This window comes from Gordonia insulae (genome assembly GCF_003855095.1).
GTDB classification, from domain to species: domain Bacteria; phylum Actinomycetota; class Actinomycetes; order Mycobacteriales; family Mycobacteriaceae; genus Gordonia; species Gordonia insulae.
In genome coordinates this window covers 5219573-5238979 of record NZ_CP033972.1, presented here as the reverse complement: position 1 = coordinate 5238979, position 19407 = coordinate 5219573, and the positions used below count along the sequence as shown (strand labels likewise).

The window sequence follows — 19407 nt, the reverse complement described above, 5'->3', positions numbered from 1 at the left end:
CTTCAGAGGTGAACGACGAACCCGGACGGTTCACAAGCCGCAGGTGGAGCCGCCGGCCGAAGCTCGCGCTCGCACGCCGCTTCCGGCAGAACTGTAACGCGTTCCAGTTGCCGATCTACACGCATTGGAGAAACCCGACACAGTGGCCAAGTCGACCAAGTTGGACACTCGCCCAACATGTTTAGGCGGCCGCTGTGCCCGCGTCCGTGTCGTCCCGGCCGCCGGTGGGCCACCTCCGGGACGCGTGGCCGCCGGGTGGGTCTCTCGAGAGACCGGGCGACAACTCCGACGAGAATCGGCCGGAGTAGCGTGGCGAAGGTGAGCAGCGATGTTCCCGACGGGCCTGACCCGGCAACCGTTCTGCCCGACCCCTTCAGTTCGGACGAGGCCGAGCGGGTACGAGCACTGTGGCAAGGTCTCGGCTTGCCCGGTCTGATCGACGTGCACACCCACTTCATGCCGAAGCCGGTGATGGACAAGGTGTGGGCCTACTTCGACTCGGCCGGACCGTTGATCGGCCGGGAGTGGCCGATCACCTACCGCGCCGACGAGGATGTCCGGGCGGCGGCACTGCAGGATTTCGGGGTGCGCGCGTATTCCTCGCTGGTCTATCCGCACAAGCCGGACATGGCGGAGTGGCTGAACGGCTGGGCGGCGGACTTCGCGGCCTCTCACCCGGACTGCCTGCACACCGCGACGTTCTACCCGGAGGAGTCGGCCACCGACTACGTCTCGACGGCGATCCAGCGTGGGACACGGGTGTTCAAGTGCCACATCCAGGTCGGCGACTTCTCACCGATGGACTCACTACTCGACGGCGTCTGGTCCCAGATCGCCGACAGCCAGGTCCCGGTCATCATCCACTGCGGTTCCGGTCCGGCCCCCGGCACGCACACCGGACCCGAGCCGATCGCCGCACTCCTGCACCGGTTTCCGTCGTTGCCGCTGATCGTCGCGCACATGGGTACGCCCGAATACGTCGAGTTCCTCGATCTCGCGGACCGCTACCCGAACGTCCGCCTCGACACCACCATGTCGTTCACCGACTTCGCCGAGGCAGACGCCCCGTACCCGAAAGATGCGCTGCCGCGGTTGCGCGACCTCGGCGACCGCATTCTGTTCGGCAGCGATTTCCCCAACATCCCCCACCCCTACGCACACGCCCTCGAGGCCATCGAACGCCTCGACCTCGGCGACGACTGGGTACGCGGCGTGCTGTACGGCAACGCCTCCCGGTTGTTCGGCGTCGGCTGAGATCCGGCCGGCCTCACAACACCTGGGACAGGAACGCGCGCAGCCGCTCGGACTCGGCCGAGTCGAAGATCTGTTCCGGCTTGCCGGTCTCGACGACGACGCCGTGGTCCATGAACAGCACGTTGTCGGACACGTTGCGGGCGTAGCCCATCTCGTGGGTGACGACGACCATCGTCATCCCCTCCTGCGCGAGGTCGGCCATCAGTGCCAGCACCCCCTTCACGAGTTCGGGGTCGAGCGCCGACGTCGCCTCGTCGAAGAACATCACCTGCGGTTCCATCGCCAGCGCCCGAGCGATCGCCACGCGTTGCTGCTGTCCGCCGGACAGGCTGCCGGGCCGGGCGTCGGCCTTGTTCGTCAGCCCGACGATCTCGAGCTGGCGCATCGCGACGGCGCGCGCCTCGTCCTTGTCCAGGCCACGCAGTTTTCGCGGCCCGAGCGCGATGTTGTCGGCGACCGTCTTGTGCGGGAACAGGTTGAAATGCTGGAACACCATGCCGATACGGCGCCGGAGTTCATCGGGATTGTCCTGCAGGACGGACCGACCATCGAGCAGGATGTCTCCCTGATCGGGTTCGTGGAGCCGGTTGAGCACCCGGAGCAGCGTCGACTTGCCCGACCCGGACGGACCGATCACGGTCGTCGTGGTCCCGGCGTCGACCTGGATGTCGACGCCACGCAGTACGTGGTTCTTGCCGAACGACAGGTGCAGATCGGTGCCGGTCAAGGAGACCGCCTCGCGTGCGGTGATGGTGTCGGCCACGTCCCTCATCCCTTCTCGACGGCGGTCACGGGCAACGGATCATCCTCGACGTCGGCCGGGCGGCCCCTGCGCAGACGGTTGTCGATGTAGTTCACGAGGTGTGTCAGCGGGATGGTCAGAATGAGGTACACGATGCCCGCGGCCACCAGCGGCGAGAGATTACCGGTCTGCGCGTTGAGGTCTCGACCGACCGCGAACAGCTCCCGCTGACTGGCGAGGAGACCGAGGAAGTAGACCAGCGAACTGTCCTTGATCAGGCTGATGAACTGATTCATCAGCGCGGGCAGCACGCGGCGTACACCCTGCGGGACCACGACCAGCCGCATCGACTGCCGATAGCTGAACCCGATCGCCCGCGACGCCTCCATCTGGCCGTCGTCGACGCTCTGGATGCCCGATCGGAAGATCTCGCCGATGTAGGCGGCCGCGAGCAACGCCAGCGCGACGGCACCCAGCCAGTACGGATTGTTGCCGGTCAGGTTCTTCACGATCGGGCCCACCCCGAGCCCGACGATCAGGATCACCACGACGGCGGGCAGACCGCGGAAGATGTCGGTGTACACGCGGGCCGGCCAGCGCAGCCACCGCGACCGGGAGATACCGGCGACCGCCAGCACCATGCCGAGGATGGTGCCCAGCACACCCGACACCAGGGACAGGATCAGTGTGTTGACCAGTCCCGTCTTGATGAGGTCGGGGAACGACTCCTTGTAGAGATCCCAGTTGAAGAAGGTGCTGCCCAGTTGGGCGAAGGTGCCCTTGGGCTGTGTGTCCGTCGCTGCGTCGGTGTCCTTCGCGGCGTTCTCCTCGGCGATCGCGGCGAAGTCGGGCAGTTCCGGTTCCGGCGCGGCCTTGCTGCCCGGCTTCCATCCGTCCGGCAGCTCACGCGGCACCCAGTCGGAGTAGAGCTTCGCGTACGTGCCGTCGGCGATGATGGCGTCGAGGCCGGAGTTCAGCGCACCGACGAGCGCCGGCTTGTTCTTGCCGACCGCCCAGGCGACGAAGTTGTTGACGCTGAAGGTGTTCTCGACGATGGCGGTGCCGTCGCCGTCGCGCACCGCTCCCTCGGCCTGCTGGGACGGCGCGACCCAGGCGTCGATCTGGCCGCTCTTGAGGTTGGCGTACGCGGTCGCGTAGTCGGGGAACTTCACCGGATCGAGCTTGAGGGTGTTGACGACATAGTCGTCCTGGACGGTGCCCTGCACGACACCGATCCGGGTGTCGGCACTCAGGTTCGAAAACCCCTTGATCGGGCCGTCGGTCGGCGCGACCAGCGAGAAGTAACCGAAGTCGTAGCCGTTGGTGAAGTCGACGGTCTGGCGTCGTTCGTCGGTGGTGGTGATCGACGACGACCCGACGTCGAAACGGTTGTTGGCCACCTGCGAGAGCAGCCCGGCGAACTCGGTTCCGGAGAACTCGATCTGCAGGCCGAGTTTTGCGGCGACCGCCTTGAGCAGTTCGTTGTCGAACCCGGTGAAGTCGCCCTGGCTGTTCACACAGATGCTGGGACCGGCATCCGACAGGGTGCCGACGGAGATCGTCCCCGGCTTGAGCAGCCCGAGCCTGGTGACGTCGATCTGATCGATCGGCGTGGTGGTGGCGGTGGTGTAGCGGTCCTCGCCGCCCTGTTCGGCGGCCGCCAGATTGACCGGCGCCGCGGACGCCGATTCGACTCCGGCGGGCGCGCAACTGTCGGCCGGGGCGGCGTTCGCCCGCGGCATCGGGGCGCCGAAGAGGGCCACCATGCCGAGCATCGCGGCGACCACCGCGAGCACCAGGAGACGGATCGATCTGGGTGCGGTCACCTCAGCACACTATCGAGCACCGCCACCGGACAGCCAAACGTTTCCCTCACCGGTGCGCGTAAGTTCCGATCTGTCGGCCCCGCGCCGCGATCTGTCAGCCCCGCGCCGCGATGCGGGCCCGCACCTCGGGACGCCGCAGCGGAGGCACGGTCTTGGGTGGCTGCCGACGCTCCGGCAGGGCGTCGAGAAGGACATGCGTGGCCTCGGTGACCTTGCGCACCGCCTCCTCGAATGCCTCGACGTTGGCGGCGGAAGGATGGCGGACCCCACTCACCTTGCGGACATATTGACGGGCCGCGGCCTCGATCTCCTCATCGGTGGCCGCGGGCTCGAGACCGCGCAGTTCGGTGATGTTGCGGCACATGGTGCTCCCTCGGTTTCGATACGTCTCCTCGCTCCGCTCGTCGACCACTCAACCAGCGGAGGAATCGCTCAGTCGGCGATCTTGACGACCGCTTTCCCCAGGATCCGCCCTTCGGCCAGGTCGGTCAACGCCTGGGGCAGTTCGTCGAGGGAATAGGTGACGTTGACCAGCGGTCGCATGCCTGCGGCGATCATCTCGCCCAGCTCGTCGTGCAGCAGTTCCGGGACGCCCGGGTGGGTGCGGACGTACTCGCCCCACGCGGCCCCGACGACGGCGATGTTGCGGAAGAGCACCCGGTTCAGCTTCACCGTCGGGATGCCGCCGGCGGCGAACCCGATCACCACATAGCGGCCGTCGGGCGCGACCTGCCGCAACGCCTCGTCGAACACGTCGCCGCCGGACGGATCGATCATCACGTCGACACCCTCGGGCGCGATCTTCTTGAGCTCGGCGCCCCAGCCGTCCTCGAGTTGCACGATCTCGTCCGCCCCGGCACTGCGCAGCAGGTCCTCTGCACCCTTGCGGTGGACGATGGCGATCACCTTCGCGCCCATGGCCTTTGCCACCATGATCGACGCCGTCCCGACACCGCCTGCAGCGCCGAGGACGCCGACGATCTCACCCGGGGCGGTCTGCGCGCGGAGCTTCAGGGCGAACAACGCCGTCTGATAGTTGATCCCCATCGCCGCGCCTTCGTCGAAGGTCAGGCCGTCGGGCAGCGGCAGCAACTGCTCCGGGGCCGCGGTGACCTGCTCGGCGAAGCCGCCGACGATCGACGCGACGAGCACCTTGTCGCCTGCCTTGACCGAGGAACCCTCCGGCGCCTGACGGACGACCCCCGCCACCTCGGTACCCGGCGTGAACGGAGTGGGCATCCGCAGCTGATATTTGCCCTGACTCATCAGGAGATCGGGGAAACACACACCACACGACTTGATGTCGACGAGGACCTGGCCGTCGGCCGGCGTGAGGTCGTCGACGTCGGTCAGTTCCAGTCCAGCGGGGCCCGTCTCGGCGGTGAGCACTTGTGCTTTCATACGGCTCACCCTACGCGGCCGCCGATGACGACCGGATAGGATCTGCGGTATGACTGCATCGTCGGCAAGGACGCCGAACGCACCATCGCCGGAGCGCCTCAAGGTCGCCGAGGAAACCCCCGGTTTCATGCCACTCGATGAGGCCCAGACGCTGTTCGAGATCGCGGGAGAGTATCTGGCGCAGCCGAATTCGACCCGGGTCGGCATCGAGATCGGCACCTACTGCGGCAAGTCCACCGTCTTCCTCGGTGCGGCCGCCGAGCCGTACGGGGCGACCATCGTGACGGTCGATCATCATCGCGGATCCGAGGAGCACCAACCCGGCTGGGAGTACCACGACGAGACGCTCGTCGACCCGCACACCGGCAAGCTCGACACCTCGGCGCGATTCCGCCGGACCATGTACGACGCTGCCCTCGACGGCACCGTCGTCGGCGTGCTGGCGGGCTCGACTACCGCCGCGAAGGTGTGGGGCAAGCCCGCCGACTTCGTGTTCATCGACGGTGGACACAGCATGCAGGCGGCGCAGAACGACCTCGACGGCTGGGCGCCCTGGGTGCGCATCGGTGGTGCGCTGCTCATCCACGACGTGTTCCCCGATCCGGCCGACGGTGGCCGCCCGCCCTACGAGATCTACTGTCAGGCGCTGGCCACCGGCCAGTTCACCGAGGTGCGCGCCGAAGGCTCGCTACGCGTTCTGCGCCGCGACGGCGGTGAGGTGGGCACACCCCTCGGCTGACCAGGCCCTCCGGACCGGCCCCGGCCACCCGGCCCACCGGCAGCCCTCCGGGCCCCAGGGTTCTTCCCCCGGGTATCGCTTTGTCCTCCGCATGCAGGCGGGGGACGAAGCGATACCCGGGGGAAGAACCGTCAGCGGAGGAGGTTCGCCGCCCGGAGGGCTGCGATCACCTTGGTGTGGAGAACTTTCGGACGCATCGAATCCGACCACGTCCATCGGACGACCAGCGGTCCCGTCGCGCGGATCGCATCCTCACGCACCTTCTCCTCGTAGATCACCTCCTCCGGTAGCCGATCCCCGAACGGATTCGATCGGTGATATTTGATGCGCCCGTCGAACTCCCCGACGACCCGAAGCACCCCGTCGACGTCCCGCCAGCCGAAGTCACCTCGCGCCGTCATCCGTGTCCCGTCGACGTCAAGCGGGATCGCGACCTGCAGATCGGGCGACGGGATCAGCGGATTGTCGCCGAGCACGAGCCTGCTCACGGTCTCGCCGATGCTTTCCGACAGTCCGTTCGCGGACGCCAGGGCCGAGCGCAGCATCGCGATCCCGTGATGTCGTCGGAGGTGTTCGACCTGCTCGGCGATCTCGTACATCGGCACGCCGAGGTGTAGACCCGAATCAAGGACGCAGACACCCTGGGCGAACGTGCCGGTCCGGGCGACGTCGCAGATCGATCGGGCACGCGAGGTGACCGGGATGTCACCGACGATCTCGATGTCGGAGTCACGCAGCGCCGCCTGGTGAACGACTCCCCGTTTGATGGTCTTTCCCGTTGTGACAGAGGTGAAGTGGACAGTCGTGAGGTCAGGCCGCAACAGGGGGATGCGGTGCATCGCGGCCGCCGAGACATGGCTCGCGGTGCGCTTGGGTCCTCCGTTGAGCGACGCGGCGACGACCGTCGCGCGGTACCGCTCGAGCTCGGCGGGGTAGCTGTCGCCGGGTTCGTCCGACGTGGGTGGGGATGTCGGTAGGTAGGCGCCGTGCCAGACCCGCTCCTTGGCCCCGGTCCTGACGTCACGACGCAGCGCGGCGTCGGACATCCCCTTACCCACCGCGTCGGCCCGGAACACGAGATGTTCGGCGCCGATGTCGAAGTCGTCCATGACCCGACATCATGCCGCCGACACCGCCCGGCGCCCCGAATCCATCCACAGGGTGCGGATCCGGTTCGGTAGCCCCGGATTCTTCCCCCGGTCAGGTCAACAGGAACCGTCAGGCCATCAGGGCGCGGACCTTGCCGAGGACGTCGGGGTAGCGCTGCAGGTGCGCGCCGCCGTTGATGTCGAACGCGGCGCCGGTGACCCAGGAGGCCTTGTCGGAGGCCAGGAACACCGCGACGTCGGCGATCTCCTCCGGACGGCCGCTGCGCCCGAGCGGCGTGTTCTCGAGGTACTCCTCGGTGAGCCCCGGGATCATCGACGTGCCGGCGGTCAGCGGAGTGTCCACGAGCCCCGGCTGAATCGAGTTCACCCGGATCCTGCGAGGCGCCAACTCGAGAGCGGCCACCTCGACCAGCATGGTGACACCGGCCTTCGACGCGCAGTAGGCGCCCACGCCCGCACCCGGCTGGCGCCCGTTGAGCGACGAGATGACGATGATGCTCCCGCCGTCCACAACCTGCCGGCCGGCATGTTTGAGCACCAGGAAGGACCCGGTCAGGCACACGTCGATGGTGGTCTGCCAGTGCTCGAGTTCGAGGTCGACGATCGCACCGGGAATCGTCAGTCCGGCACAGCTGACCACCACTGCCAGGTTGTCGACGGACGCGAAGCCCGCGGCGACCGACTCCTCGTCGGTCACATCCATGGTCACGGCGCGCGTCGTACCGCCGATGCCGTCGGCGGCCGCGATCGCCGCGTCGCCGTTCACGTCGGCCACCACGACGTCGTATCCGTCGGCGGCGAGCGCATGTGCGGTTGCCAGACCGATCCCCGACGCCCCGCCCACCACGACGGCCGTCGCGGTCATCGTGCCGCCGCCGCTGATCCGGAGCCCGCGCGATCACCGACGAGGTGCCTCGTCAGAAACGAGAGCTGGTGCGTGACAGCGGGTTCGAACCACTCCTTGCCCTCGAAGACGTCGAAGTGATCACACGGGTAATGCCGTACCTCCGCACGCGCCTTGAAGGCCGCCTTGGCGGCTGCCTGCGGCGGCGCGCCCTGGTCGAAATCGGCGATCTGCATCAACACGGGAGCGGAGATCTTGTCGGCGTCCTTGTCGGCGCGGAAGCCACCCAGTTCCAGACCGACCGATGCGTCCACCTCGTTGCGCCATGACGGCCCCGCAATCGCGAGGTAGTCGTCGTAGAACCCCGGCGAGGTGAGTGCGGCCCGCTCGCCCGGCCGACCGACGACCGGCATCATCGTCGCGGGACGACCGGCCCGACCGGCCAAGGCGCTGCCGATCCCGACAACGGTGGATCGGGCCATCGCCGCGGCACCGACCTGCGGGTAGTGATGGACGCCCGCCGCGAGCCCGTTCACCAACGGCACCATGGTGATCACCGCACAGATGTCGGTCCGTTCCGCGGCGACGATCAGCGCGTGCCCACCCGATTGGGAGATGCCCCAGAGGATCACCCGCTGCGGGTCGACCCCGGGCTGCCGTTGCGCCGCCCGTATCGCGGCACGGTAGTCGTCGGCCTGACCCTTCATCGAGATCCGTTGCCGCGGTTGCCCACCGGACAAACCGAAACCGCGATAGTCGAAGGCCAGCACTGCGATCCCCGCATCGGCGAAGCGCCGTGCGTACGGTGCGAGGCCGGAGTCCTTGGTACCCGCGAAGCCATGCGCCATGACCACGACCGGGCGACCGTCCGCGGTGTCGAAGGGCGAACCCTCGGCGCCGGGGAAAAACCAGGCATCACAGTCGGTTCCGTGCGAATCGAAGGTCACGTTCTGCTTGTTCATCGTCACTCCTGCGTTCCCGAGACCGCCACGGCCAGATCGCCTGTCCGCTCGTCGACCTGCGCCCAGACCGGCGGGCCCTGTTGTCGTGCGCGCCGCGCGCCGGCCGGGAGCTCACCGGTCCGCATCCTGTGCTCGTACAGATAGTGGTCGAGTTGCTGGGTGTGCCGCGGCCGATCGAGCATGTGCCCGGTGAAGAATTCCTGGTCGGCGACGATCGTCTCGTGCATCTCGGACTCCGACGGCAGCCGGTAGCGGCCGACCGCGTACGCGCCCAGCAGCCGCGCCTGGCATTCGACGAAGGGGAACAGCGTGGGCGTCGCCTGTGCGAATCCGGCGAAGACCAGATCGTCGATGCCGGGATAGAACATGCGCTTGTACAGGTCGATGCGATTGTCGGGCGCGCTGATGAAGTCGGGGTCGAAGAACGGGAAGGTGATGTTGTATCCCGTTGCGTAGATGATGATGTCGAAGTCATCAGCGGTGCCGTCGGTGAAATGCACGGTCGATCCGTCGAACCGCTCGATGTCCGGCTTGGGGATCACGTCCCCCGATCCGAGCCGCAGCGGGAGTTCGACGGACTGCGTCGGATGCGCTTCGAAGAACTTGTGATTCGGGGTGGGCAGGCCGTAGTCCTCGGGACGTCCCGCCGAGAGTGGTTGGAGCACCTGGACGAACTTGCGCTGCCACGAATACGGAATGTGCGGCGAGGTGCGGTAGTACTTGTCGGCGGGCTTGCCGGCGAAGTACTTCGGCACGATCCAGGCGCCCGACCGCGTCGACAGGGTGAGCGTGTTGTCGAGAGCCTTGGAAGACAGTTCGACGGCGATGTCGGCGGCGCTGTTGCCGAGTCCGACCACCAGGATTCGCTTTCCCGAGAAGTCATGCGGCGTCTTCGGGTCGATGTAGTGGTGGGCGTGCATGGTGATGCCGTCGAACTGTCCGGGGAAATCGGGGAAGCGCGGATCCCAGTGGTGTCCGTTCGCCACGACCAGGAGGTCGAACAGACGGCGCTCGCCGCGCTCCGTCTGCAGCTCCCATCCCCCACCGTCGAGCCGTCGGGCATGCGTGATCCCGTTGCGGAACTCGATGTTGTCGAGGAGCCCGAACGCCTCCGCATAGGAATCGAGGTAGGTCTTGATCTGCGTGTGATGCGGGAAGTCCGGATAGTCGGGCGGCATCGGGAAGTCGCGGAACGACAGCTGATGCTTCGATGTGTCGATGTGCAGCGACCGGTAGGCACTGCTGTGACCGTTCGGGTTGCCGAACGCCCAGTTCCCCCCGATCCGATCCGACGACTCGAAGCAGGTGTACGGCACGCCGTAGTCGGCGAGCATCTTCCCGGAGGTGAGGCCGCTGATGCCGGCCCCGATGACCGCGGTACGCGGCAGATATGAGCTCATGGTTCCTCACCGACTGGCCCGCAGCCCGGGCGGTAGACAGATTGCACATTCTGTCTACCGCAATCCGTCGGCGAGGTAAACAGAATCCGGGATTTGTCTACGGATTTGCTAGGGTTCGGACGTGAGTGAGGCAACGACCGATCGACAGCCGACCGGCACTGTCACCGCCCGGCTGCTCGGCGCGACCGAGAAGCTGCTCGCGGACAAGGGGATCCGCGCAACCACGATGCAGGAGGTCGCCGAGGTCGCCGGCGTGTCCAGAGCGTGGCTCTATCGTCACTTTCCGGACAAATCGACCCTCGTCGGGGCCGCCATCGTGCGACTGAACGAGGCCTTCTGGAGTGATGCGCGCGGCGAACTCGATGCCATCGACGGTTTCGACCGGCAGGTCGCCGCGGGCGTGCGCATCGGCCGAGGAGCCTACGACGATCCCGGCACGCTGTTGATGCGGTTACGCACCACCGAACCCGACGAGTTCGCGGCGTGCGCCGGCGCGGGCGTGACCGGGCTCGTCCCGGACCTCGCGCTGTTCTGGCGCCCGTTTGTCGACGCCGCGGCGGTGCGCGGCGAGATCCACCCGGCGCACGATCTCGGCGAGGTCGCCGAATGGGTTGCGCGCGTATTGATCAGCCTGGGCACCGTACCCGGCGACACGGTCGATCCCGACGACGCCGATGCGGTGCTGCGGCACGTGCAGCGCTATGTGATGCCGGGGTTACGGACGGCGCCGGTACCCCACACCGCCCCCTGAGGGTTGCGCCGGCGGTACCTCACACCACCGCGGGGGCCAGACCGAGCTTTCCGGCCAGCTTGGCGAGGTAGCCGCTCGCCCGTTCGACGCTGTCGTCGGGCAGACCGTAGAGCACCTGCGTCACTCCGATCTCGCGCCAGCTGTCCAGCTTCTCGGCGACCGGCTTGAAATCGAGGACGACGATCTCCGGCGCACCATCGCGCCCGGCGTCGGCCCAGATCCGCTTCAGCAACGACACCGAACCCTCGATGTCCTCCTCGCCGGGAGTGGTGATCCACCCGTCGGCACTGCGGGCGATCCACGTGAAGTTCTTCTCGTTGCCGGCGGCGCCGACCAGTACCGGGATGTGCGCCTGAGTCGACTTCGGCCACGCCCAGCTCGGACCGAAGTCGACGAACTCGCCGTGGTACTCGGCCTCCTCCTGGGTCCACAGGGCACGCATCGCCTCGAGGTACTCGCGAAGCATCGTCCGACGACGCTTCGGCGGCACCGAGTGATCGGCCAATTCGTCCAGATTCCAACCGAATCCGACGCCGAGCGTGACCCGCCCGGCTGAGATGTGGTCGACGGTCGCGAGCGTCTTGGCCAGGGTGATCGGGTCCGACTGCACCGGCAGCGCGACCGCGGTCGCCAAGCGGATACGTTCGGTCACCGCGGCTGCGGCAGCCAGCGACGTCCACGGGTCCAGCGTCCGCATGTAGCGATCGTCGGGCAGCGATGAATCGCCGGTCTGCGGGTGGGCGGCATCGCGACGGGTCGGGATGTGCCCGTGTTCGGGCACGAAATACGACGCGAAACCGGCCTCTTCGATGAGCGGCGCCAGCACGTGGGGTTTGAGCCCTCGGTCACTGGTGAACTGCACGATTCCGAACTCCATGAACCCTCCAACGCGACGTCGCGAATCCCGCCGTCCCGACTCTGGACGACTGACTGGACACTAGTCTAGGTGATTCAGCGCCCCAGGGCCAGGGTTTGCCGGACGTCGCGGAAGATCCCGTTGCCCGCCGTGGCCCGGCTGATGGCATCGGCCGCAAGGACCACCGTCGCCGATGTCCAGCAACTCTTCTCCACCGGCCACCGTTTGCCGTCTTCGAAGACCAGTCCGGTCCAGTACGAACCGTCCGGATCCCGCAGGTGCTGAATGGATTCGACGAGCCTGATCGCGTCGTCGGTGTCGCCGAGCGCGTCCACCGCAAGGGCGAGCTCACAGGTCTCCGCACCGGTGACCCACGGCCGGTGGTCGACACAACGGATTCCCATGCCCTCCACCACGAATTCATCCCAGCGCTCCGCGATGTGTTCCTGTCCGGCGCGCCCGCGGACCGCCCCACCGAGGATCGGGTAGTACCAGTCCATCGAGTGATCCGACGGCGGTTCGAAGATCTCCGGACGCTCGCGAAGCGCGTCACCGAGGGCACCGTGCGCGCGGATCCATTCGTCCTCCGGCTGACCCATCTCGTCAGCGAGGCGGATGGCGCAGTCGATCGCCTGGAAGATGCTCGCATTGCCGGTGATCTGGGCCTGGTCGAACATCGCGCCGGTGTGGTGGTCACCGCCCCAGCGGAAGGCGCCGTCGGGACGCCGGAATCTCATCACCAGATCGATCGCCGACCAGACCGTCGGCCACATCCGGTTCAAGAACGCGGAGTCGCCGGTGACCAGAAAGTGATGCCAGACGCCGACCGCGATGTATGCGCAGAAGTTGCTGTCCACGTTGGCATCCTTGACCTGCCCCACCAGTGTGCGGATGGGCCAGGAGCCGTCCGCACGTTGGTGGCGTCGAGACCAGTCGTAAGCGGCCTCCGCCTCGGCGACCCGGCCGGTCACCGACAGCGCCATCGCGGATTCGACGTGATCCCACGGATCGGTCTGCCCGCCCGGAAACCATGGCAGCGCCCCGGAATCCTCTTGCATCGCGGCGATCGCGGCCCCGGTCGCGTCGACCTGCTGAGCGGACAGCACCCCCGCGATCGCGGGACCGACCGTCACTCCGACACGGTGTCGGGAGCCGGGCTGACGCCGTCGGCCGGCTTACGGAGGTAGAGCGCCACGGACTTGCCGATGAACGGGTTGAGCGCCTGCTCCCCGACCCGGGTCAGCCACGGCTTGCTCATCATGTCCCACACCAGCAGCTGGTGGTAACCCTTCACCAGGACATTGTCGTTGTTCTCCACGCCCACAGCACATTTCAGCCACCAGTAGGGGGCGTGCAGGGCGTGCGAGTGATCGGTACCGGTCACCTCGAGGCCGGCCCGGGTCAGCTTGTCGGCGAGTTCGGACGCCTTGTAGATGCGTACGTGCCCGCCCTCGACCTCGTGATACTCGTCCGACAGGGCCCAGCAGACCTTCTCCGGCCAGTACCGCGGAACGGTGACCGCGGCGACCCCGCCCGGCTTGAGGATCCGGACCATCTCGGCCATCGCCGCCTCGTCACCCGGGATGTGTTCCAGGATCTCGGACATGAGGACCACGTCGAAGCTGTTGTCGGCGTACGGAAGTCGCAACGCATCCCCGACCTCCGCACGGGCCTTGGCATCGGCCGGGACGTGCCCCTCGGCCATCATCGCGTCGAACATCTCGCCGACGTCGGCCATGTCCTGCTCGGACTGGTCGAAGGCGATGACGTCGGCCCCCCGACGGAACATCTCGAACGAGTGTCGCCCCTGCCCGGCCCCGATATCGATCGCCTTGGTCTGCGGACCCACCCCCAGGCGGTCGAAATCAACTGTCAGCACGCGTGTTCCCTTCGTCGATCCATCCGGTCAGCTCGCGGTTGCGCGAGCCACCCGATCAAGCACGGTCTCGTAATGCGCGGCGGTCTTGGCCGCCACGGCTGCCCAGCTGTATCGCTCCTCGACCCGACGTCGCCCACCCTCGCCGAGACGGCCGCGCAGTTCCGCGTCGTCGAGAAGCCTCCCGATGGACTGCGCGAGTTTCTCCGAGTCGCGCGGCGGAACCAGCAGTGCCGCCTCCTGTTCGGTGCCGACGACCTCGGGGATCGCCCCCGCTCGTGTGGCCACCAGCGGGGTCGCACAGCTCATCGCCTCGACTGCGGGCAACGAGAAACCCTCGTACAGCGAAGGCACACAAGCGACCTCGGCCGAGGCGAGCAGCTCGGCCATCTCGTCGTCCTCGAGTCCGGAGACCACCCGGACCTTGTCGCCGATGGCGAGCTCGTCGATCATCTTGGCGGACGGACCGTTCGGGTCGAGCTTGGACACCAGAACCAGTTCGACCTGACGTTCCGCACTCAGCTTCGCAACCGCTTCGAGCAGGTACGAGACCCCCTTGAGGGGGGCGTCGGCACTCGCGACGCAGACCACGCGGCCGGGGACGCGCTCCACGCCCGGCCGGAACACCTCGGTGTTCACGCCGAGCGGAATCGTCGTGATGCGACCCGACGGGATGTCGAACGCCTTGCGGATGTCGACCTCGCTGCTCCGGGACACGGTGAGGAGCTCCGGGATTCGACGCGACACCCGACCCTGCATACGCAGGAAGGAATGCCAGCGCCACGCGGTGATCTTGCGCCATCCCTTGGCGGCCTTGACCGCCAGTGTCCGATCGCGGGTGATCGGATGATGGATCGTCGCGATCAGCGGGAACCCGGCCTTCTGGATGTCGAGCAAACCGTAACCGAGGCACTGGTTGTCGTGCACGATGTCGAAATCGTCGCGACGCTCTTTGAGCAGACGGGCGACGCGCAGACTGAACGTCAGCGGCTCGCCGAAACTCGCCGTCCACATGGACCCGACCTCGAGCACGTCGATCCAGTCGCGGTACTCACCCGGACGCGGCGTCCGGAACGGGTCGGGCTCGTCGTAGAGCCCCATGCTCGGCACCTTGGTGATCGTCACACCGGCATCGATGGCGACCTGGTCGAGCTCGGGATATGGCTGGCCGGAGAAGATCTCGACCTGGTGACCGAGGAGTGCGAGTTCCCGGGACAGATGCCGGACGTAGACACCCTGGCCACCACAATGCGGTTTGCTGCGATACGACAGCAGCGCCACCCGCATCTATTGCACCGATTCCATGCCGGCGGCCGCTTCGAACTCGGTGATCGAGACGAACTTGACCCGGCGCCGACCCGCACTCTTGCCCGCGGTCTTCTCGGCGGCGTCGATGGCCTTCCAACCGTCGAGGTCGATGCGGCGGGCGCCGCGATCGGTCACGATGGCGCCGACATCATCGCGGCTCGTGGCAGGCGCGGTGAGCGCACCGTCCACATAGTCCCGCAGGACCGCCTCGGCGGTCTCCTGACCACATATTCGATTCATCCCGATCCCCCGGTCGCACCCCGTTTGATCCATCCGGTCACATAGAGCCCCGGCATGACATCGCCGTCAGCCGTGGCCTGTACCCGGCCGTCGGTGTTCGGCACCACGCTCTTCACGTCGTCGAACGGCAGATCGATGACCGGAACGCCACGGTATCCGATGGCCCGCAGGACCAGCCCGGTCTCGAGTTCGAACCGGTCGTCGGTCGGCGTCACCGCGATGCGTTCGGTGCCTGCGGCATACGCGTTGCGGACGCAGGTGAGTCGCTCGACCTGACCGTCGCCGGCGAGCTCGACCGGGGACACCAGGAAGCGGAACACGATGCGCCGGTTGCCATCCGTGGCAGGGCGTGCGGCGAACTCCCGCGCCAGCCGGATCTTGGTGGCGATCGTCGAATCCAGGGTGTCGTCCTCGAGTGCGGACTCGGTGGCCGGATCGAGCGCCAGTTCGTCCGGGTCGATGACCACGTCGACACCGGCGACGTCGCCGAGCGCCAGGAACTCGCTGTTGGTGTATGCGGCCTGCGCGATGCCGCGCCGCGCCAGGAGCACGACCTCGGTGATGTTGGATTCACGCAGGCGGGCCAGCGCATGGTCGGCGATGTCGGTGGTGGCCAGATCGTCGGGGTCGCTGACCAGGATGCGTGCCACGTCGAGCGCGACGTTGCCGTTGCCGACCACCACCGCGCGCTCACCGGTGAGGTCGAAGTCGAGATCCGCGTAGTCGGGGTGCCCGTTGTACCAGGCGACGAACTCGGTGGCCGGTATCGAACCGGGCAGATCCTCGCCCTCGATGCCCAGCCGTTTGTCGGTCGCGGCGCCGACCGCGTAGACGACCGCCTGGTAGCGGTCGACGAGCTCGGCGTGAGTGATGTGCTTACCCACCTCGACATTGAGGAAGTACTGGAAATTGCGCTTGGCCGCGGTCGCCGCGAACGTCTTCTCCACGCCCTTGGTGGGAGCGTGGTCGGGGGCGACCCCGGCCCGGACGAGTCCGTACGGGGTGGGCAGGCGGTCGAACATGTCCACCTTCACCTGCGGCTTGCGCACCAGTTCCTCGGCGGCATAGAACGCGGCCGGACCGGCGCCGATGATCGCGACGTGCAGCTCGCCCTCGGGCAGCTGCGGCGCCTTCTTGGGCGGAACCAGGCCACCCTCGACGTCATGGTCCTTGTAATAGTCCGCATTGATCTGTAGATACGGCTCGTCGCGCTCCTCGAGCTGATCGTCCGGGAGGATCGCCTCGACCGGGCACTCGTCGATGCATGCGCCGCAGTCGATGCATGTCTCTGGGTCGATGAACAACATCTCGGCCGTGAAGAACTCCGGCTCGTCCGGAGTGGGATGAATGCAATTGACCGGACACACGCTGACACAACTGGCGTCGTTGCAACATGGTCGGGTGATCACATGCGCCATCTGCTGTTTCCTCGAAATCCGACACGTGGAACGTGTTCTAGTTTTGTCGTCCTGAGTATCTTAACTCCTAAAGGTACCGGTGGCCGAAAGCAGGGACTGAGTGAGCACCTCGCCAACAGCGGGAACGTCGACCGAAGCATTACACGAGCGCAAGGAGGGTGCCCGGTACTTCGAAGCGGGTTATCGGGTACGCACCGGTGACGTCGACCAGGAGATGCGGGTCCGGCTCGACGCGGTCGCGCGGTACCTGCAGGACGTGGCCAACGACAACATCGAGGCCACCGATTACGGGCACAGCGACCCGTTCTGGATCGTCCGGCGAACGGTGATCGACGTGATCCGGCCCTTCTCCTGGCCGGCCGCGGTCACCGCGCAACGGTGGTGCGGCGCGCTGTCCACACGCTGGACGAACATGCGGGTGCGACTGACCGCCGATCACGAGACCAATCGGTTCAACCCGGACGAGCGGGAGTCCGGACTGATCGAGACCGAGGCCTTCTGGATCAACGTGAACGATCAGGGCATGCCGTCGCGGATCAGTGACGAGATGTTCGAGATGCTCTCGTCGATGACCGACGAGCACCGCCTGCGCTGGAAGTCGATGAACCCGGACAAGGCGCCGGAACTGTCCGAGGTCGCCCTCCCCGATCGGGAGCACGTTCTACGGATCACCGACTTCGATCCGTTCAAGCACCTCAACAACGCCGCCTACCTCGAGGCGATCGAGGACGAGCTCGTCGATCATCCGGAGCTGGTCGCCGGTCCACACCGTGCGGTCATCGAGTATCTGCGCCCGATCGTGCCCGGCGTCCCGATCACGCTGCGACGTGTACGGGACGCGGACCGTCTGCTGGTCTGGATGTTGATCCCCGGTGACGGGGACGACCAGGTGGTCGCGGCGACGGTGTCGGTGTCGAAACTGCCGACATCCTGATCACTGACCGCCGGTGAGCAGCAGCTCCATCAGTTTGATCGGGGCGGCACACGGGTCGGCGGCGACGGCGCTCGAACGCGGCTCGACCCACCAGGTGTAGACGCCGCGACTGGGTGCACGGGCGGTGACCCCGCAGACCGCCGGCCGCTTCGGGTCGCGCTGGGTGAACGCGGCCTGACTGGCGATCTTGATGTTCTCGGTCTCGTAGCCGAGCTTCTTGGCGGTCTCCTTCTCCACGGTCGGGTTGCCCCATTCGAACCAGTTGAAGGTGACCGAGGCCGTCGTCGCCCCTTCGACGATCCAGCGGCAGATGGCGCCGTTGAAGGTGCCGCGCGCGGCGGTTCCGCCGACGACCTCGGCGATCTGCGCCGACGACAGCACCTCGCACTCCAGGAGCAACTTGTCGAACTGGTCGGTGTCGACGTTGCCCTCCTGCTCGTTGTCGGCGGCCCCGACCGCGACCGGTTCGCCGTCGACACTTCGCGCGCAGGCGGATCCGACGCCGACGAGCAGCATCATCACCGCGATCACCGAGATCAGCCGCCTCATGACGACCGCTCGATCGAGAGTCGGGACATCTCGCGGGTCGCGTCGCAGATCTGGTCGGTCGGGGGCGGCTGCTCACCCGTCAGCGCTTGGGTCCCGGCGCTGACCGACCATTCGAAGAAGTCGGCGCCGAAGGCGATGCCGATCTCGCAGATGCCCACATCGGACGCGATGAAGCCCTTGTGCCCGTCGATGTCGATGTCCTTGGTGGTCTCACGCGACAGCTGTTCGGTGGCGCGCTCGCGTCCGATCGGGGACCCGCGATACCAGTTGAACGACGCGACCGGTCCGGTGCGGTCGTTGCTGCTGTCCCATTCACAGACCGAGGCATTGTTCACCGTGTTGGTCAGACCTGCGAATTTGGTGATCGAGCTGACCTCCTCGGTGCTCAGCCCACCGCACGCTCCGAAGAACGGTCCGGCTCCAGCGTTGGCCGGCGCCTCGGGGGTCTTCGGCGCGGCGGGGTCGTCGGCATCGCCACCGCAACCGGTGAGGACGAGGGCGACCATCGCCAGCATGCCGATGAGCAGACCGCCGTGCATGCGGAGTCGGTCGAGTTCGCGCCGTTCGCGTTTGGTGGGCCGGCCTGCGCCGCGATCGCGACGCGGTTGACTGGCGAGCACTTCCCGCGGCGGCGGGGGTGGGCTGTTGTCGATGAAACATTCGGCCGCAATCGGCGCCGACACACGCTTGCTGATGAGCTTGGTGACCTCGACGATGCGTTCGTGCCCGTGCAACCGGACCCGCACCTCGTCGCCGACGGAGACGGGTTGCGCGGGTTTCGCGGTGACGCCGTTGACACGGACGTGTCCACCGCGGCATGCCGCACCGGCCGCAGACCGGGTCTTGGTGAGCCGGATCGCCCAGATCCAACTGTCGACGCGCGTGGTCATCTCTCCGCTGGCTACTACTTCTGCCGGGTCAGGAAGTAATAGCCGGCGCCGGCACCCACCAGGCCCAACAGGATGGCCAGCGGCCAGTTCACCAGGACCCCGACGATGAGGAACAGCGCGATCCCCGGGGAGACGGCGGCCAGACTCATGCCCGGATGTTGACGGACGACTTCTGACACGGCCTTGCTCTTCGCCTTGTCTACCGCCATGACTCCTCCTCGGGGTGAGAACTGAACGGGCGAGGTCGAACGGATGCAACTGATCGTGGTCTCCACTGTAGCCAAGAGAAACGGACACCCCGCGTGATC

19 protein-coding genes and 1 pseudogene are annotated in these 19407 nt (G+C 66.9%); 4 read left to right on the top strand and 16 right to left on the bottom strand.

Features of this window, described 5'->3' with window-relative positions; all coding sequences use genetic code 11:
* Positions 1-318: 318 nt before the first annotated feature.
* Positions 319-1254, top strand: coding sequence for an amidohydrolase family protein (locus D7316_RS23940; RefSeq protein ID WP_124710478.1), 936 nt, complete (start codon positions 319-321; stop codon positions 1252-1254).
* 13 nt (positions 1255-1267) lie between these two features.
* On the opposite strand, the gene D7316_RS23935 is transcribed toward D7316_RS23940, so the two are convergent.
* The 4 genes from D7316_RS23935 to D7316_RS23920 form a co-directional block, all read right to left on the bottom strand.
* Complete coding sequence (locus tag D7316_RS23935; protein ID WP_124710477.1) at positions 1268-2026, bottom strand: amino acid ABC transporter ATP-binding protein; 759 nt, start codon at positions 2024-2026, stop codon at positions 1268-1270.
* Positions 2023-3771: an ABC transporter substrate-binding protein/permease gene (locus tag D7316_RS23930; protein WP_124711546.1), complete on the bottom strand. Its 1749-nt coding sequence runs from the start codon at positions 3769-3771 to the stop codon at positions 2023-2025. Before D7316_RS23930 ends, D7316_RS23935 begins: the two co-directional genes overlap by 4 nt.
* Positions 3772-3916: 145 nt before the next feature.
* Entirely contained in the window at positions 3917-4186 is a 270-nt protein-coding gene (locus D7316_RS23925) for a DUF2277 domain-containing protein (protein ID WP_124710476.1), read from the bottom strand.
* Positions 4187-4254: 68 nt separating this feature from the next.
* Entirely contained in the window at positions 4255-5223 is a 969-nt protein-coding gene (locus D7316_RS23920; RefSeq protein WP_124710475.1) for an NADPH:quinone oxidoreductase family protein, read from the bottom strand.
* A 49-nt stretch (positions 5224-5272) separates the two neighbouring features.
* Between D7316_RS23920 and D7316_RS23915 the strand changes: the two genes are divergently transcribed.
* Positions 5273-5962 (top strand): class I SAM-dependent methyltransferase, encoded by a 690-nt coding sequence (locus D7316_RS23915; RefSeq protein ID WP_124710474.1) that lies wholly within the window; start codon positions 5273-5275, stop codon positions 5960-5962.
* Between the two features lie 131 nt (positions 5963-6093).
* On the opposite strand, the gene D7316_RS23910 is transcribed toward D7316_RS23915, so the two are convergent.
* The 4 genes from D7316_RS23910 to D7316_RS23895 all read right to left on the bottom strand — a co-directional run bounded on the left by D7316_RS23910 (position 6094) and on the right by D7316_RS23895 (position 10277).
* Positions 6094-7071: a hypothetical protein gene (locus D7316_RS23910; RefSeq protein ID WP_124710473.1), complete on the bottom strand. Its 978-nt coding sequence runs from the start codon at positions 7069-7071 to the stop codon at positions 6094-6096.
* A gap of 109 nt (positions 7072-7180) precedes the next feature.
* The gene (locus D7316_RS23905) at positions 7181-7936 is read right to left on the bottom strand and encodes an SDR family NAD(P)-dependent oxidoreductase (RefSeq protein ID WP_124710472.1); all 756 of its coding nucleotides are present in this window, start codon (positions 7934-7936) and stop codon (positions 7181-7183) included.
* Positions 7933-8877, bottom strand: a complete 945-nt coding sequence (locus D7316_RS23900; RefSeq protein ID WP_124710471.1) for an alpha/beta hydrolase — start codon at positions 8875-8877, stop codon at positions 7933-7935. The genes D7316_RS23905 and D7316_RS23900 overlap by 4 nt, the downstream gene beginning before the upstream one ends.
* Positions 8878-8879: 2 nt before the next feature.
* Entirely contained in the window at positions 8880-10277 is a 1398-nt protein-coding gene (locus D7316_RS23895; RefSeq protein ID WP_124710470.1) for a flavin-containing monooxygenase, read from the bottom strand.
* Positions 10278-10398: 121 nt separating this feature from the next.
* Between D7316_RS23895 and D7316_RS23890 the strand changes: the two genes are divergently transcribed.
* Positions 10399-11028, top strand: coding sequence for a TetR/AcrR family transcriptional regulator (locus D7316_RS23890; RefSeq protein ID WP_124710469.1), 630 nt, complete (start codon positions 10399-10401; stop codon positions 11026-11028).
* A 19-nt stretch (positions 11029-11047) separates the two neighbouring features.
* Here the strand turns inward: D7316_RS23890 and D7316_RS23885 are convergent, their stop codons facing one another.
* The 5 genes and pseudogenes from D7316_RS23885 to D7316_RS23865 all read right to left on the bottom strand — a co-directional run bounded on the left by D7316_RS23885 (position 11048) and on the right by D7316_RS23865 (position 16726).
* Positions 11048-11905, bottom strand: coding sequence for an LLM class F420-dependent oxidoreductase (locus tag D7316_RS23885; protein ID WP_124710468.1), 858 nt, complete (start codon positions 11903-11905; stop codon positions 11048-11050).
* Positions 11906-11979: 74 nt separating this feature from the next.
* A complete protein-coding gene (locus tag D7316_RS23880; protein WP_124710467.1) occupies positions 11980-13017 on the bottom strand; it encodes a prenyltransferase in 1038 nt (345 codons plus the stop codon).
* Positions 13014-13763, bottom strand: a complete 750-nt coding sequence (locus D7316_RS23875) for a class I SAM-dependent methyltransferase (protein WP_124710466.1) — start codon at positions 13761-13763, stop codon at positions 13014-13016. Before D7316_RS23875 ends, D7316_RS23880 begins: the two co-directional genes overlap by 4 nt.
* Positions 13764-13790: 27 nt before the next feature.
* Complete coding sequence (locus D7316_RS23870; protein ID WP_124710465.1) at positions 13791-15047, bottom strand: glycosyltransferase family 4 protein; 1257 nt, start codon at positions 15045-15047, stop codon at positions 13791-13793.
* Positions 15048-16726 (bottom strand): annotated as a pseudogene (locus tag D7316_RS23865) (FAD-dependent oxidoreductase). It lies immediately after the preceding gene.
* Positions 16727-16826: 100 nt separating this feature from the next.
* Between D7316_RS23865 and D7316_RS23860 the strand changes: the two are divergent.
* Positions 16827-17660, top strand: coding sequence for an acyl-[acyl-carrier-protein] thioesterase (locus D7316_RS23860; protein WP_124710464.1), 834 nt, complete (start codon positions 16827-16829; stop codon positions 17658-17660).
* On the opposite strand, the gene D7316_RS23855 is transcribed toward D7316_RS23860, so the two are convergent.
* Genes D7316_RS23855 through D7316_RS23845 form a run of 3 tightly spaced genes read right to left on the bottom strand, consistent with a single transcriptional unit; the run spans position 17661 to position 19308 of the window.
* Complete coding sequence (locus D7316_RS23855; RefSeq protein ID WP_124710463.1) at positions 17661-18209, bottom strand: DUF3558 domain-containing protein; 549 nt, start codon at positions 18207-18209, stop codon at positions 17661-17663.
* Positions 18206-19099, bottom strand: a complete 894-nt coding sequence (locus D7316_RS23850; protein WP_124710462.1) for a DUF3558 family protein — start codon at positions 19097-19099, stop codon at positions 18206-18208. The genes D7316_RS23855 and D7316_RS23850 overlap by 4 nt, the downstream gene beginning before the upstream one ends.
* A 14-nt stretch (positions 19100-19113) precedes the next feature.
* Positions 19114-19308 (bottom strand): hypothetical protein, encoded by a 195-nt coding sequence (locus tag D7316_RS23845; RefSeq protein WP_124710461.1) that lies wholly within the window; start codon positions 19306-19308, stop codon positions 19114-19116.
* Positions 19309-19407 lie beyond the last annotated feature (99 nt).

Bases quoted from the DNA above. Each gene is read 5' to 3' on its own strand.
- D7316_RS23855 (WP_124710463.1), bottom strand. From the start codon at position 18,209: ATGAGGCGGCTGATCTCGGTGATCGCGGTGATGATGCTGCTCGTCGGC.
- D7316_RS23935 (WP_124710477.1), bottom strand. From the start codon at position 2,026: ATGAGGGACGTGGCCGACACCATCACCGCACGCGAGGCGGTCTCCTTG.
- D7316_RS23895 (WP_124710470.1), bottom strand. From the start codon at position 10,277: ATGAGCTCATATCTGCCGCGTACCGCGGTCATCGGGGCCGGCATCAGC.
- D7316_RS23845 (WP_124710461.1), bottom strand. From the start codon at position 19,308: ATGGCGGTAGACAAGGCGAAGAGCAAGGCCGTGTCAGAAGTCGTCCGT.
- D7316_RS23925 (WP_124710476.1), bottom strand. From the start codon at position 4,186: ATGTGCCGCAACATCACCGAACTGCGCGGTCTCGAGCCCGCGGCCACC.
- D7316_RS23905 (WP_124710472.1), bottom strand. From the start codon at position 7,936: ATGACCGCGACGGCCGTCGTGGTGGGCGGGGCGTCGGGGATCGGTCTG.
- D7316_RS23850 (WP_124710462.1), bottom strand. From the start codon at position 19,099: ATGACCACGCGCGTCGACAGTTGGATCTGGGCGATCCGGCTCACCAAG.
- D7316_RS23900 (WP_124710471.1), bottom strand. From the start codon at position 8,877: ATGAACAAGCAGAACGTGACCTTCGATTCGCACGGAACCGACTGTGAT.
- D7316_RS23870 (WP_124710465.1), bottom strand. From the start codon at position 15,047: ATGCGGGTGGCGCTGCTGTCGTATCGCAGCAAACCGCATTGTGGTGGC.
- D7316_RS23885 (WP_124710468.1), bottom strand. From the start codon at position 11,905: ATGGAGTTCGGAATCGTGCAGTTCACCAGTGACCGAGGGCTCAAACCC.
- D7316_RS23915 (WP_124710474.1), top strand. From the start codon at position 5,273: ATGACTGCATCGTCGGCAAGGACGCCGAACGCACCATCGCCGGAGCGC.
- D7316_RS23930 (WP_124711546.1), bottom strand. From the start codon at position 3,771: ATGCTCGGCATGGTGGCCCTCTTCGGCGCCCCGATGCCGCGGGCGAAC.
- D7316_RS23910 (WP_124710473.1), bottom strand. From the start codon at position 7,071: ATGGACGACTTCGACATCGGCGCCGAACATCTCGTGTTCCGGGCCGAC.
- D7316_RS23920 (WP_124710475.1), bottom strand. From the start codon at position 5,223: ATGAAAGCACAAGTGCTCACCGCCGAGACGGGCCCCGCTGGACTGGAA.